Origin of the sequence: Pseudomonas sp. ES3-33, assembly GCF_000952175.1 — a bacterium.
Taxonomy (GTDB): domain Bacteria; phylum Pseudomonadota; class Gammaproteobacteria; order Pseudomonadales; family Pseudomonadaceae; genus Aquipseudomonas; species Aquipseudomonas gregormendelii.
Genome location: NZ_JZRI01000066.1, coordinates 120,172 through 133,835, shown reverse-complemented (window position 1 = coordinate 133,835; position 13,664 = coordinate 120,172). Strand labels below are relative to the sequence as shown.

Here is a 13,664-nt window from a genome sequence, read left to right as displayed (position 1 = left end):
ATACTATCAGATATCTACAATCAATCTATGGAGATAATATTTTAACCAACGTATTTGAACAAATGCACACGGCTGGGAGCACCTATAGAAATCTCAACGATGCAGCCTGCGGTATTTTTTTTAACGATACCACCAAGAACTCAAATACTGATTTCGAGTTATTACTTTACGAAGACTTTAGAAATGGCAAAGTTGGAACTCCAGTGTATACCACGAAGCAACCTTTTGAGAAATTCACACTAATCCCTTACGATCTGGACTCAATATATACGACACTGATGTTTTACGGTCGCGCTTACGCGCCGTCCACCCTATATAAAAACCTTACTCTAGAGCCCGGTATAACTTATAGAGCAAACGAATGAAAAGTGCACACACACTCGTCGCTAGATCAGATGCCTTGTATGGTGGCGTTGCAATGGGAGCAACCATTCTCGAACTAGCACTAATTGCAAGCAGCCCAAGTTTAGGCCAGTTTTCGTTGGAATTCTCGCTTGCAACGCAGTTAATCATCTCCTTATTTGTGGAATTTTACATTGGTCACTACTTTGTATGTAGATTGGGCACTGCCAATACCACCATCTATGGTTTTATATTCAAACTGGCATGCGCTTTTTTCCTGATGCTGGGATTTTGGGCATCATTGCTTGGATATTGGTACACAGGCTGGAGCTTGATTCTGATGGCTTTCGTGTGCGACTCAGCAGGAACAGGCTGTTTAAAAGCATCTTTCCGACCAGCTTATAACACCTTACATATAAAAATGACTGGCAAAGCCGCTGATTACATCAAAGTATTCAACCATCTTCTATACATTCGCATTGGAACCCCATTGGTTTTATTACTGACGGCCTCCCTTCTAATAAATGCTACGTCCTATTTTTATGCCACAACAACAATAATGTCGATGCTACTACTACTGAGATCAACGCAAATATACATATCGAACAGCGACCTTCGACCCATCAACGCAAGTAGAACTATTTTACATTCAGGACATCACGCATATCTTAAGCATTTCACTATTGCGACGAAATACCCAGTGCAAATAACAGGCTATGTTGCGGGAAACGCATTTGAATCGTTGATATTTATGTACGCAATAGGTTTGCTTTATCGGCATAGTGACCTCTTGGGCTTAGCCCAGCAATTTTCTTGGTTAGGGAGCTCACTGATTGCGTACATCGTATTTTTGGCATCTACTATATTAGGGAGGCTTGCGATATCCAGATTTATCATCAGCAGATCCAACATCAAACTCTCATCCTCCTGCTTGATTGCAACTGTTATCACTTCTCTACTGCTGGCACTTACAAGCAAGGACATTGCTTTCTTTTTATCGCTGGCGTTGTTTTGTTTATTAGGCGTGGTGATCGGTACGATATTTACCCGCCTAACATCAAATGAAGTCCTCCATAACGCGAGCGATAGCGATGCAGTATCTTTTTTTCTTGTCAGCGAACTTGCCACAACATTAACCCTCATCCTCATCATCACTGCGAGCAGCCTAATTTTTAATCCTGAGAGGATAATTGAGGGCCTAAGCTATAGCTTAGTTGCTCTAATGACGGCATATTGCCTAGCCATAACTCTTATTCGAGCCACAGCAAAACCTTCCAAATGACATCGAACAAGAATTTTAACTTTCCCATAAAATTTCAGCCCCGCCAATCCAAGCCTACTCCACCTTTGTGAAGGTTAGATCTGTGTAACTCCACATTTCACCGAGCAGCTCATGGACCGGTGAATGTGGAGACGGGCGTTAACAAGCTCCGAGAATCTACCCGACAATCCCCCGAACAATGAAGTACAGCAACGAAGGCCCAAGCAGGCACCCAAGCCCGGTGTGGAAAGTCGCCGTCAGCGCCCCATAAGGCACCAGCCGCCGATCAGTCGCAGCCAACCCTGCCGTCACGCCGCTGACCGTGCCGGCCAACCCGCCGAAGACCATGGCCGAGCGCGGGTTATCCAGGCCCATCCAGCGCGCTGCCATGGGGGTGCCGACCATCACCAGGATCGCCTTGATCAGACCGGTGGCAATCGACAGCGCCACCACATCCGAGCTCGCACCAATGGCCGCGCCGGTGACCGGCCCGACGATGTAGGTGACTGCACCGGCGCCGATGGTGGTCATGCTCACCGCATCGCGATACCCAAAAGCCCAGGCAATGCTAGCCCCGACGATGAATGGCAGGATCGTGCCCAGCAACAACGCAATCACCCCGATCAGCCCGGCTTTTTTTGCCTCGGTGGCTTGCACTTCAAACGCCGTCGCGACGATGGCAAAGTCACGCAACATCGCGCCACCCATCAAACCGATACCGGAGAACAATGCAAGATCCGCCAGGCCTTTCTGCCCCCCTGTGAGGGTGCCTCCGACCCACGCCAGTACCAGCCCGATGACGATGGCAATCGCCGAACCATGGATCCGCCCAAACGTCAGGCGCTTGGACAACACCACCGACACCCACATGATCACGCCAACAAACGCAAAGGCGGTAATCAGTCCGTTATGCTCAAGGCCTTTCTCGATGAGGTCCCACATATCAGCGACCTCCCACTGGCGTGCCGACCGGGCTCAGGGCCTCAGGCTCGTCGGGCAAGGGCTCACCTTTATGAGTCCGGCTGATCAAGGCAATCGTTGCGCCGCAGATCACCACCGAACCGATCGCCGCCAGCACCGCCACCGGGCCACCGTGCAGCGCCGCGACGACGTTCTGTTGGGCTGCCATCGCGACCACCACGGGGATGTACATGGCGCCCCAGAAGCCGACGCCCATCTCGCAATCCTTGGTCATGCCGCCGCGTTTTTGCATCCACAAACGTGCGCAGATCAACAGGATCATCGCGATACCCACACCACCCACGTTGGACTTCACTCCCAGCATTACGCCGAGCATGTCACCCATGATCACCCCTGCCAGCGTACAGATCGCCAGCAACGCCACACCGTAAATAATCATTGTTGTAGTTCCTCAATGTGCATCGTCGAATGTTGTTTTTGTTGTTCGAAGGCCTGAGCGTGGTCTAGGGTTGGCGGCTTCCCTCCTCATGCATCAGCAGCTGCAAGGTGTCGAGGCGCGCACCCTCGAAGGCAATCACCGTGCCCTGTTCAAATACCCGTTTTGCCAGGCCGGTCAGCACCGCACCGGGTGGCATTTCAATCTGCAGGCGCACCCCGCGCTCATAGGCGCTTTGCACGGTGCCGCGCCAATCGACGACGCGGCACATGTTGAAGGCCAGGTCATCACGCAAGGCTTCGGTGTTGATGATTGGCCGTGCGCGGCTGCCACTGAGATAGCGGGTTTTCGGGGTGTTCAATTGCACCTTGGCAAAGGCTTCAGCCAGGGTTGCCGCAGGCCTGTCGAGCAACGGGCAATGGGAAGGAACGCTGACCGCCAGGCGCCTGACCAGGCCCGCCCCGTGAGCCTTCGCCAGTACAGCGACCGCCTGCATGGCGTCATCGCTGCCGGCAATCACCACCTGGTTATCGGCGTTGATGTTGGCCAGATACACCGGCGAGTCGGCTCCGTGAACCTGGGCTACCAGGGTTTCTAAGCGCGCCAGATCGAGCCCGATGATCGCGGTCATGCCGTAACCGGCCGGGTAGGCCTGTTGCATCAGCTCACCGCGCAGGCTGACCAGATGCAGTGCATCGGCAAAGCTCAAGGCACCGGCCACAACCGCAGCGGGATAGGCGCCAATGGACAAGCCGGCCACGTAATGCGGCACTGTCGCCAACTGGCGCGAGGCGGCAACTGCAGCGATCAGCAAGCACAGTTGCACCGCCCGCGTCGACTTCAGGGCCTGCACTGAATCCAGCAGCAGGACATCTTCGCCGAGCACTGCACTCGCTTCGAGTACAGTCTCGCGGGGCAGCCGCTGGAGCATCCCCGGCTGCTGGGTGCCCTGCCCCGGAAACACCAGCAAACTGCTCACGCTGCCTGCTCCCGCTGGTTCCATGGATCTGCAGTCAGGCAAGCACCACAGGCCTGTTTGAGCAATACCCGGTCCGAGCGCCCAGCCCATTCGCGCAATGCCACCGCGCCCAAGGGGGTCTGCAACTGCATATCCACCGGGCATGCTGCGCTATCCAGAATCTTCAACAACTCCCGGGCCTGGAGCCGAGGCAACGGCTCGGGCGTGCGCAGGATCAAGTCCAGGTCACTGTGCGGGTGCAAGGCCAGCGCTGCGCTGGCGAGATGGAACCCGGCGCGGGCCAGTTCGAACCCGGCGCTGGCCAATTCGAACCCGGCGCTGGCCAATTCGAACCCGGCGCTGCCGCTCACCCCCCAGACCCAACCGCAGTCATCAAGCATTGGCCGCAGGTGCTTCAGGGCATGCAGCGCTGGCAGGTCGCGCTCGCTCGAAACATGACACAGCGATTCGGGTTGCACCCGCTGACGAACCGAATCAACCCGCATGCCCGCGGCAAAGCGGTGTTCACGCAAACGCCCACGCACCCCGACCGGTATTTCACCCGCGGGACCCAGCGCTCGCCGCACCACCACCGGGTGCCCTGCGCGGATCGAATCGAACACCCACTCAGGCGCGTCTGCCGGCAGCTGCTGCACAGTCATGCCCCAGAGCAGATCGTGGGCCAAGTACACGTTCACCACTGAGCCCTCAGCAATTGGCGAACCTTGCTCGAAGCCTCACGGTTAGTCGCACCCAGACGACTGCTCAGGTCGCGACTGCCGCCAGCCACATCGGCAACCGCCAGACCCAGGCACTCCGTCACCCGCGCCACATCGTTGGCGGTGGGCCGCTCGATCTGCTCCACCGACAGGGTTTCCCACAGCAGGCCGAGGCTGGCGTAGCTGTCGATGTCATACGCCATGGGCGGCACGCTGGCGGCCAGGGTTTCCAGTTCTTCGACGCTGCGAAGTGTCACCCGGGCGGCCGATGCCTTGCCCATCGCATGCACCATCACGCCCGGATCACGCAGGGCAATCAAGCGGTTGGCCTGATAGCCGTGGGCCAGAAAAGCCCCGGACATGGCCTTGCCCACCAGCAAGCCAATCACCGCATGACCAGCCAGACGGGCGCGGGCGTAGCTGTCCGCCGCCCCGGCCAATGCCTGGTGAATGCCCAGCGCCTCTTCGCGCCGGCCATAGGCCTGGCTTGGGACATCGACAATGGCGATCACCGCGCGTTTGCAAGGTTTATCCTGATCGGCTGCGATCAGTTCATCCACGGCACTCGCCAGGCCCCAACCCTCCAGCAGCCCCACTTCGCCGTTACGGGCCCGGGGAAAGCGGTTGTGCGGATCGGCCACTAATGCGATAAAGCGCGCGGCCTTACCACCCAGCTCCGCGTCTGCAACTCGCAACGATGGCGGCAGCCCCTCAAGCAATTTTGCGCCTGCACTCAAGGCTTGGAACCAATGCAGGCCGCGTAGGGAATACGAACTCATGAGCGCTCTCCTCGGTACAGGTCGCGAACCGTTGCCGGCTCGATTTGCGGTTCGGTGTCCAGTTGCGCCAGACGGTGCAGGAATAGCGCCGCCTGCTGGCTGCGCCGCCGGGCCGGCAAACCCTGTTGGAGTAATTCACTGATGTGCTGCTGGATCTGCACCACGTCGTCGGCGACATAGCGGTCCGCCAGGCCGCTGGCGAAACGTTGTTCGCCACCGGTGAGGCTCCAGATGAAGGGCCGATCGCGGGAATCGTATTCCTCAAGTCCGGCTTCCTGCTCGATCACTTGCGGGCCGTTCAAGCCCAGACGTGCTTCGCGCGTAACCACCAGATAACTGCACAACCCGGCCGCGATCGACATCCCGCCAAAACAACCGACGCTGCCCGCCACCACGCCCACCACCGGCTGGTACTGCTGAAGATCGACAATCGCTGCGTGGATATCGGCGATCGCCGCCAGGCCCAGGTTGGCTTCCTGAAGCCTTACACCGCCGGTTTCCAGGAGCAGCACGGCGCGGGTCGGCACCCCGTTACGGTTGTCCTCTGCGGCCAGCTCCAGGGCGCCGGCCATTTTTGCGCCGCCGACTTCACCCAGGCTGCCGCCCTGGAAAGCGCCCTCGATGGCGGCAATCACCACCGGCAAACCGTTGAGAAGGCCCTTGGCGATGACCACGCCGTCATCGGCTTGAGGCACCACACCCTGGCGCGCCAGCCACGGCGACATGACTCGCTGGAACGGGTCGAGCAATTCGCGAAACGTGCCGGTATCGAGCAACGCTTGGGCCCTTTGCCGGGCACCCAGTTCGACCAGGCTGCATGAGTTGGCCAACGTGGTTAAGTCAGTCATGGCCGATCTCCTCGAAGCCCTGTTCCAGGCGCAAGCGCACCACGCCGGGAGTGGCGCCGAAATCATGTATTTCGATGGCCATTGCCGGGTAGGCCTGCCCCTCGAACATCCGGGCAAACAGGTGTTGCCAACGCTGTTCACTGCCATTGACCGAGGTTTGCACGGCGATGGTCAGTTTGCCGGCCTGACCCGGCTCGATCAGCACTTCAAGGTCCCCGGAGCCGACACAGCCCACCAGGGTACGGCCGCGAGGCGGCTGCCCGGCGGGGAATTCAAACGATAAGGTTTCCATCAGAACGCTCCCTGAATCATGCCGTCGCCAGATGCGATACGGTCGAGCAGCAGGCAGGCTGCGAGCAAGTCCGCGGCGCCGCCGGGCGAGGCATTCAATGCGATGAGTTGTTGGTCGAGTTCGTGCAGACGGCGACGCCCGGCAAGACTGGCGCTGCCACCAGCGTCGAGCACCGCCCGAGCGCCCTGCTGCATGGCGTGTAAACCCGGTTCGCCGGCGCGATAGAGCACGCAGGTATCGGCCAGTTGCGCCATGATCGCCAGCAACGCGTCGAGCCGGGCATTCTGCTCACCATGGCCGGCGTCGCGACTGCGTTGCAGCTGCGGCAAAGCCCGCTGGATCACTGCCGGGAAACCCGCCTGTGCCTCTTCCCGCGCACCGCGAGCGCCGTAACGTTGTGCCACCTGGGCGCCATGGCTGAGAACACGCGGTGCATCAGCGTCATCCAGCAACGCCAGCCGCGCCGCACGTGCAGCCACCGCATGGGCAGCCCGGGATTGCGGCGCGAGTGCTGCGGACGTGACCAGCAATCCCAAGGCCCAAATCCCGCCTCGATGAGTATTGATTCCGCCCGTGGTGGCGAGCATCGCTCGCTCGCCTTCCCTACCAATGCGGCCAATCGCTTCGCGCAGGGGCAAGCCCACTTCGCCGAATTCGATAGCGGCTTCGGCCATTTCCTTGAAGGCCGGCCACAGGGTCAGCGCCGAGGCGTGCATCAGCCCCAGGTGCAGGTCGGTGTGAGCGCCGTTACCGCGACGGTCGACCAGAGCGGGTTTGGGCGACAGGTCAGCTTCATCGATCAACGCCTCGACGGCCAGGTCCGCCAGCCGCTCGGCCAGGGTCACGGGTTTGGCTTGCAGGTTGAATGCGTGCATTACCAGCTCCTGAACTTGGCGGGCGGGTTGTAGAGGCCACCGGACCAATCCACCAGGTCCGCGACACTTTTGGCCGCTAGCAGTTGGCGAGTGGCGTCGGTGCGACGGATGCCGAGGTCTTCAGGCAAGGCGATCAGACCTTCACGGCGCATGCGCGCAGTGTCCTTGGGGTTGTGCCGCAGGCCGATGGCAGTCACCCCGGCCACGGCGGCGATCATCGCCTGGCGCTCTTCCAGGGAACGCGCCTTGTACAGATAGGCGATGCCTTCTTCGGTCAGCAGGTGCGTGACGTCGTCGCCGTAGATCATGATCGGCGCCAGCGGCATACCGCTCTTCCTGGCCACTTCCACTGCGTCGAGGGTTTCGACGAACGTGGGTTTGCCGCCCTCCTGGAAGGTTTCAACCATTTGCACCACGAGCTTCTTGCCGCGTTCGAGCATGGCTTCGGGCGCATCGCCGTGACGCATGTCGAGCCAGGCCGGGGTGTCATGACGACGCCCGCGGGGGTCGTGGCCCATGTTCGGCGCGCCACCAAAACCGGCCAGGCGCCCGCGGGTCACGGTCGAGGAATGCCCGTCACCATCCACCTGCAGGGTCGCGCCGATGAACAGGTCCACGGCGTATTGCCCGGCCAGTTGGCAAAACATCCGGTTGGAGCGCAGGGAGCCGTCGCGCCCGGTGAAAAACACGTCCGGCCGCGCAGCGATGTAGTGTTCCATGCCCAGTTCGGTGCCGAAGCAGTGCACGCTTTCCACCCAGCCGCTTTCGATCGCAGGGATCAGGGTCGGGTGCGGATTGAGGGTCCAGTTGCGGCAGATCTTGCCCTTGAGGCCAAGGGACTCGCCGTAGGTCGGCAGGATCAATTCAATGGCGGCCGTGTTGAAACCGATGCCGTGATTGAGCGACTGCACGTTGTGTTTTTCGTAGATGCCGCGAATCGCCATCATCGCCATCAGCACGTGCACCGGCTTGATATGCCGCGGGTCACGGGTGAACAGCGGCTCGATATAGAACGGTTTGTCGGCGACTACGACGAAATCGACCCAGGACGCCGGGATGTCGACGCGCGGCAACTCGCTGACGTCGTCCACCAGTTGATTGACCTGGACGATCACAATGCCGTCGCTGAACGCGGCAGGCTCGATCAGGGCGGGCGTGTCTTCAGTGCTGGGCCCGGTGTAGATATTACCGGCACGGTCGGCCATGAAACCGGCCGACAGCACGACGTTGGGGATCAGGTCCACCACCAGCCGCGCATAGAGCTCGATGTAGGTGTGGATCGCGCCGATTTCCAGCAGGCCGTCTTCCAGCAACTGGCTGATGCGCAGGCTCTGGGTGCCGGCAAACGAGAAGTCGAGCTTGCGGGCGATGCCGCGTTCGAAGAGGTCCAGGTGCTCGGACCGCCCCACGCTGGGCATGATCATGTGCAAATCATGCAGTTTCGCCGGATCGGCCTGGGCCAGGGAGCGGGAGAGGAAATCCGCCTGCTTTTGGTTATTGCCTTCCAGAACCACGCGATCGCCGGGCAGGATCAACGCTTGCAGGGCTTGGACGATCTTCTCGGTGGGCAGCACCGCGCCGTCGGCTAAATCCTTGACCAGCTCCAGACGCCGCTGCTTCTCGCTGCGTCGCCGCGTCCATCGCGGGTCGGGGGATATTGTTGTTGTCATGACCACTCCAGAGGTTCGCTGTCGTGGTCTCACCTTAGGAGTGTTGCGGGGGTGCATCAATCAAGCACAGCGACGAACCGTTACGGTTAGCGTAACGATTCACCGCTGAACCAGGCACTCAGTTGTGGCGCAGTATCGAAAAGTTCAGCGCACTGGCTACGCACAGCCAGATGAGATACGGAAACAGAATCAAGCCGGTGATTAGGTCAAGGCGCAAAGCCAGCACGACCATCGCCGCGACCACCAGCCACAGCAGCGAGATGATCACCATCCCGGCGAAGATCCGGTGGGCGCCAAAGAACACCGGAGTCCAAAGCGTATTCAAGGCAATTTGTGCCGCCCACAGGGCCAGTACCACCTGGCTTCCGGGCATCAGGCTCAAGCGATACCCCGCCCAGGCGAGCAACAGATAGATAATCGACCAGGCCACAGGAAACAGCCATTTTGGCGGCGTGAAGCTGGGTTTGTTGAGTTCTTCGTACCATTGCCCGGGTTTGAAAATGATCCCGGTGCTCGCCGCAGCACCGCAGGCTATGAGAAATATTAGAAAGGTCATCATCTGTCCTTAGCTGAGGCCAGCTATCTGGTTTGGAAAAGCCGTGACGGCAGTCTCAGGGTTGGACAACCCGGGGAAGCGAAAAAGTCTGCGGGGGGCAATTGTTTTTCACCGGCCTGGCTCACCCCAGCAACGCGGTGATCCACCGGGCCTGACGGGCCAGGTCTTGCACCTTGTGCTCCGCGACGCCCTTGCGCGCCATGGCGAAGCTGCCCAGGGTCTTGTGCTTTTGCTGCAGCAGACGCTGCCACTTGGCCAGGAACAACGGGCTGCGGGCCTGCATCTGCAGCGGGCCGAAGTACAACTCCTGGGCAGAATACTGCACCGGTACATCCCGTTCGGCCACGATGATTTCGTAATAGAAGCGGTTTTCCTGCAGCAGCTCCTCGCAGAGGATGCGGTAACCGTTGTCCATCAGCCATTGGCGCAATGGCGGCTCGCCGCCGTTGGGTTGCAGGATCAGGCGCTCGTGACCGCCGAGGTGCGCCTTGCCGTCTTCGAGAATGTCGCGAATGGTCTCGCCGCCCATGCCGCAGATGCTGATGGCCGTAATTCCGTCACCCGGCTCGATCGCTGCCAGGCCATTGGCCAGGCGCACGGTGATGTGCTGATCCAGATCACTTTCACGCACGGTGCGCTCAGCCGAGAGGAACGGCGTCAGCGCCACCTCACCCGCTACCGCGGCCGCAATCACGCCACGGCGCATCAAGGCCACCGGCAGGTAGCCGTGATCCGAGCCGATATCCGCCAGGCGCGCCCCGGCGGGCACTTGCGCCGCAACGCGCTCAAGACGCATGGACAGTGTATGTTGGTTCAACTGCGGTTCCTTCTTGCACGGGTATCCGGGCCGTAGCCGGATCGGGATGCGATTGTGTCGGCCAATGGTATGGATTTCAATAAGCGGCGGTCGTCGGATCAGTGGAACCACTGAAGAGTCAAATTCATCCAACATCGATATGCATAATCGCCACCGGTTTACGCCGTTCGATTTCAATGATGACTTTCAGGGATTGACGCTTTGAGAAGAACCCGAGCTGGCACGGCGAACGACACAAGTGATGGCCCGGTTACTGCCCAACCACGATCGTGGCGGACATTCGCACTGCCAGGCAGCATTTTCCTGACCGGAGTCGTCCTCTCCGTCACCCTTGGCACCCTGGATTCACGAGAAGAATCCCAGGCGGCGAGAGCCCAGGTAATGTCCACGCTGGCCAATATCAGGGCGCACCTTGAGAGCGAAGTGCGCTCAACGTTTGATGTGACTGAAGGCATTGGCCAGCTGGTGAGAGTAGATGGTGAAATTTCATCTGCTCATTTCGACGGAATGGCCCGGCAGGCGATTTCATCCCAGCCGCATATTCGCCACATTGCGCTGGCGCCTGACGACGTCGTGCGCAATATCTTTCCGCTGGAAGGAAACCGCAAAGTCCTGGGGCTGGACTATCGCAAGATTCCTGAGCAATACCGGGCGATCGAACGATCTCGCGAACAAAAAGAAGCGCTTTTGGCTGGGCCCGTACATTTGGTTCAGGGCGGCCTGGCATTTATCCATCGTCGACCCGTTTTCATCAGCCACTCTGGCGGCGAAGAAACTTACTGGGGCAATGCTTCAGTCGTCGCAGATGTGCTTCAACTGCTCACTGCCAGCGGTATCGTTGACAATAAAAACTTGCAACTGGCCCTTCGCGGAGAAGATGGAACAGGTGCAAGCGGCGCGATGATCTACGGTGCGCCTGAAATATTCGAGGGTGACGCAGTCACCACGTTAGTTGATGTTCCAGGTGGCCAATGGGAGCTCGCGGCGCTGCCGCAGCAGGGCTGGCCGGCGAGTTCCCTGTTCAAATCGCCGCTGTTTCTGGTGGCCCTCACCTGCACCGGCTTGTTCACCTTTTTCGCCGCGCAACTGAGCAAGAGCCATCTGCTGGTTCGCCAACGCCATGCTCAATTAGCCCACGAGGTTGAAGAACGGCGGACGCAGAAAGCCCTGTTGCTCGACATCGTCGACAACGCCCCATCACTCATTTACGTCTACGACACTGAGGGCAAACTTCGACTGTGCAACCGCATGTTCGAACAAGCTGCTGGTCTTACTTTCGAGGAAATGGAGGGCAAAACCCGCGAAAGTTATCTGCCCTTTATCGAGGCCAAAACCCTGCGCGAAAACGACCAACACGTGATTTCGAGCGGCGGCAGTTTACGTTTTGAGGATCAGGTCAAAAAACAGGGTATGACGCGCACCTACCTGACGACCAAGTGCATTTTGAAAGGGCCAAGTGGGCAGGCTTCAGGGGTGTTGGGGATTTCCACCGACATCACCGAAATCAAACAACGCACCGATCAGCTGCGTCTTGCGGGAATCGTTCTGGACAACACCGCTGACGGTGTGATCATCACCAATGCACGCGGACATATACTCTCGGTCAACGCAGCCTACATGAAGATTTCAGGCTTCAGTGCCGAGGAGTCCATAGGCTTGAAGCCGAACATACTCATCACTGACAAGCAAGACAACGCCTTTTACCGGCAGATTCTCAAAAGCCTGAAGACCAGCGGTTTGTGGCGCGGCGAGCTATGGAACCGGCGAAAAAACGGCGAGCTTTTTCCGGAATGGCTGACCATCAACGCTGTTTACAATGAAGATGGCAACGTCAATAACTACGTTGCGGTCTTTTCGGACATTTCAGCGATCAACCAATCGCAATCCGATCTGGAGCGAATGTCCCATTACGACCCGGTGACCGCCCTGCCCAATCGAGCCTTGTTCAATGAACGGCTGCAGCATTCCCTCGATTTGTCGCTGAGCTATAACCAGTTCCTGGCAGTGGTGGTGCTGGATCTTGATGGCTTTAAAACAGTGAATGACAGCCTGGGTCACTCCCTTGGTGACCTGCTTCTGCAACTGGCATCGTCCAGGTTCCTGGCGTGTGTGCGTTCCGAGGACACGGTGTCCCGTCTGGGAGGTGATGAGTTTGCGCTGATACTGAACAATCTTGCCCACCCCACCGACGCCATCATCGTTGCAAAAAAACTCCTGGTATCACTTCAGGAACCCTTCGATTTAAAAGGCACTTCCACCTTGGTGACGGCAAGCATCGGCATATCAGTGGCGCCCCACGACGCCGAGACGCCTGAGCAATTACTCAGGCAAGCGGATACGGCCATGTACGGCGCCAAGGAGGGGGGACGCAACGACTACCGTTTTTACCAGCCTGAAATGACCTTGCGAGCCCAGGAAAGACTCAATGGCGAGCGCTTCTTGAGGCGTGCAGTGCTCAACCATGAATTTGAAGTGTGGTATCAACCAAAAATCAACCTGCTGGACAATACAGTTGCAGGCGCCGAGGCGCTCGTTCGCTGGCGCGATCCTTTACAGGGCCTGATTTTCCCCGGCGAATTCATACCTTTGGCGGAAAACACCGGTTTGATCATCCAGATCGGCGAGCAAGTGATCGAAATGGTCTGCAGGGATATCAGGCGCTGGGCTGATCTGCAGATAGTGCACGGTGTCATCGCCATCAATGTGGCGCCTCTGCAAATCGACCGCAGCGATTTCGTCGAAACCCTCAAAAGTGCCTTGCGAGCCTTCGACTTGCCCGCGCATGTGCTGGAGGTAGAAGTTACTGAAAGCCTGATGATGGCCAGTCCCGAGCATTCCAGGGAAGTCCTCGGCACGTTGCAAGGACTTGGCGTAACCACTTCCATCGACGACTTTGGCACAGGCTACTCATCGCTGGCGTACCTCAAACTCTTACCCATTGACCATCTGAAAATCGATCGCAGCTTTATTTCCGATCTACCCAACGATTCGCGCGATGTGGCGATCACCAAAACCATCGTGGAATTGGGGCATGCCCTGGGCTTCAAGATCATTGCCGAAGGCGTGGAAACCGAAGCGCAACACAGCTTTCTCAAGCAGACAGGCTGCGATCAGGCACAGGGGTACCTGTATGGCCGGCCAATGCCTGCCGCAGATTATGAGGCCTGGCTGAATGGACGACAGTAGTCGG

At 58.6% G+C, this 13,664-nt stretch carries 14 protein-coding genes; 3 read left to right on the top strand and 11 right to left on the bottom strand.

Annotation, left to right across the window (positions count from 1 at the left end; all coding sequences use genetic code 11):
- A partial coding sequence (locus UB23_RS30260; protein ID WP_236695856.1) for a hypothetical protein occupies nt 1–365 on the top strand: 365 nt, incomplete at its 5' end.
- Nucleotides 362–1,624 carry a hypothetical protein gene (locus tag UB23_RS29300; RefSeq protein ID WP_152644268.1) on the top strand — a complete coding sequence of 421 codons (1,263 nt, stop codon included), beginning with the start codon at nt 362–364 and terminating at the stop codon, nt 1,622–1,624. The genes UB23_RS30260 and UB23_RS29300, both read left to right, overlap by 4 nt.
- A 156-nt stretch (nt 1,625–1,780) precedes the next feature.
- Here UB23_RS29300 and madM read toward each other — a convergent pair whose 3' ends face one another.
- The 11 genes from madM to UB23_RS12370 all read right to left on the bottom strand — a co-directional run bounded on the left by madM (nt 1,781) and on the right by UB23_RS12370 (nt 10,474).
- A complete protein-coding gene (gene madM, locus UB23_RS12420; protein ID WP_045059600.1) occupies nt 1,781–2,545 on the bottom strand; it encodes a malonate transporter subunit MadM in 765 nt (254 codons plus the stop codon).
- A 1-nt stretch (nt 2,546) separates the two neighbouring features.
- Nucleotides 2,547–2,963 carry a malonate transporter subunit MadL gene (madL, locus tag UB23_RS12415; protein ID WP_045059599.1) on the bottom strand — a complete coding sequence of 139 codons (417 nt, stop codon included), beginning with the start codon at nt 2,961–2,963 and terminating at the stop codon, nt 2,547–2,549.
- Nucleotides 2,964–3,027: 64 nt separating this feature from the next.
- Nucleotides 3,028–3,939 (bottom strand): malonate decarboxylase subunit epsilon, encoded by a 912-nt coding sequence (gene mdcH, locus UB23_RS12410; RefSeq protein WP_045059598.1) that lies wholly within the window; start codon nt 3,937–3,939, stop codon nt 3,028–3,030.
- Nucleotides 3,936–4,619, bottom strand: coding sequence for a malonate decarboxylase holo-ACP synthase (locus tag UB23_RS12405; protein ID WP_045059597.1), 684 nt, complete (start codon nt 4,617–4,619; stop codon nt 3,936–3,938). The genes mdcH and UB23_RS12405 overlap by 4 nt, the downstream gene beginning before the upstream one ends.
- Nucleotides 4,613–5,416, bottom strand: a complete 804-nt coding sequence (gene mdcE / locus UB23_RS12400; protein WP_045059596.1) for a biotin-independent malonate decarboxylase subunit gamma — start codon at nt 5,414–5,416, stop codon at nt 4,613–4,615. The genes UB23_RS12405 and mdcE overlap by 7 nt, the downstream gene beginning before the upstream one ends.
- Nucleotides 5,413–6,264 carry a biotin-independent malonate decarboxylase subunit beta gene (locus UB23_RS12395; protein WP_045059595.1) on the bottom strand — a complete coding sequence of 284 codons (852 nt, stop codon included), beginning with the start codon at nt 6,262–6,264 and terminating at the stop codon, nt 5,413–5,415. The genes mdcE and UB23_RS12395 overlap by 4 nt, the downstream gene beginning before the upstream one ends.
- A complete protein-coding gene (locus UB23_RS12390; protein WP_045059594.1) occupies nt 6,257–6,556 on the bottom strand; it encodes a malonate decarboxylase subunit delta in 300 nt (99 codons plus the stop codon). Before UB23_RS12390 ends, UB23_RS12395 begins: the two co-directional genes overlap by 8 nt.
- On the bottom strand, nt 6,556–7,431 hold the full coding sequence (locus UB23_RS12385) for a triphosphoribosyl-dephospho-CoA synthase (protein ID WP_045059593.1): 876 nt from the start codon (nt 7,429–7,431) through the stop codon (nt 6,556–6,558). The genes UB23_RS12390 and UB23_RS12385 overlap by 1 nt, the downstream gene beginning before the upstream one ends.
- Nucleotides 7,431–9,101, bottom strand: a complete 1,671-nt coding sequence (gene mdcA, locus UB23_RS12380; RefSeq protein WP_045059592.1) for a malonate decarboxylase subunit alpha — start codon at nt 9,099–9,101, stop codon at nt 7,431–7,433. The genes UB23_RS12385 and mdcA overlap by 1 nt, the downstream gene beginning before the upstream one ends.
- 118 nt (nt 9,102–9,219) lie before the next feature.
- A complete protein-coding gene (gene tspO / locus UB23_RS12375; protein WP_045059591.1) occupies nt 9,220–9,657 on the bottom strand; it encodes a tryptophan-rich sensory protein TspO in 438 nt (145 codons plus the stop codon).
- Nucleotides 9,658–9,778: 121 nt separating this feature from the next.
- The gene (locus UB23_RS12370) at nt 9,779–10,474 is read right to left on the bottom strand and encodes a tRNA (adenine(22)-N(1))-methyltransferase (RefSeq protein WP_330218105.1); all 696 of its coding nucleotides are present in this window, start codon (nt 10,472–10,474) and stop codon (nt 9,779–9,781) included.
- A 381-nt stretch (nt 10,475–10,855) separates the two neighbouring features.
- Here UB23_RS12370 and UB23_RS27995 point away from each other — a divergent pair, with 381 nt between their 5' ends.
- Nucleotides 10,856–13,660, top strand: a complete 2,805-nt coding sequence (locus tag UB23_RS27995) for an EAL domain-containing protein (protein WP_236695855.1) — start codon at nt 10,856–10,858, stop codon at nt 13,658–13,660.
- The last annotated feature ends 4 nt before the right edge of the window (nt 13,661–13,664 follow it).

Coding starts and splice junctions, on each gene's coding strand:
- UB23_RS12390 (WP_045059594.1), bottom strand. CDS start 6,556: ATGGAAACCTTATCGTTTGAATTCCCCGCCGGGCAGCCGCCTCGCGGC.
- UB23_RS12385 (WP_045059593.1), bottom strand. CDS start 7,431: ATGCACGCATTCAACCTGCAAGCCAAACCCGTGACCCTGGCCGAGCGG.
- tspO (WP_045059591.1), bottom strand. CDS start 9,657: ATGACCTTTCTAATATTTCTCATAGCCTGCGGTGCTGCGGCGAGCACC.
- UB23_RS12395 (WP_045059595.1), bottom strand. CDS start 6,264: ATGACTGACTTAACCACGTTGGCCAACTCATGCAGCCTGGTCGAACTG.
- madL (WP_045059599.1), bottom strand. CDS start 2,963: ATGATTATTTACGGTGTGGCGTTGCTGGCGATCTGTACGCTGGCAGGG.
- UB23_RS29300 (WP_152644268.1), top strand. CDS start 362: ATGAAAAGTGCACACACACTCGTCGCTAGATCAGATGCCTTGTATGGT.
- mdcA (WP_045059592.1), bottom strand. CDS start 9,101: ATGACAACAACAATATCCCCCGACCCGCGATGGACGCGGCGACGCAGC.
- UB23_RS27995 (WP_236695855.1), top strand. CDS start 10,856: ATGTCCACGCTGGCCAATATCAGGGCGCACCTTGAGAGCGAAGTGCGC.
- mdcE (WP_045059596.1), bottom strand. CDS start 5,416: ATGAGTTCGTATTCCCTACGCGGCCTGCATTGGTTCCAAGCCTTGAGT.
- madM (WP_045059600.1), bottom strand. CDS start 2,545: ATGTGGGACCTCATCGAGAAAGGCCTTGAGCATAACGGACTGATTACC.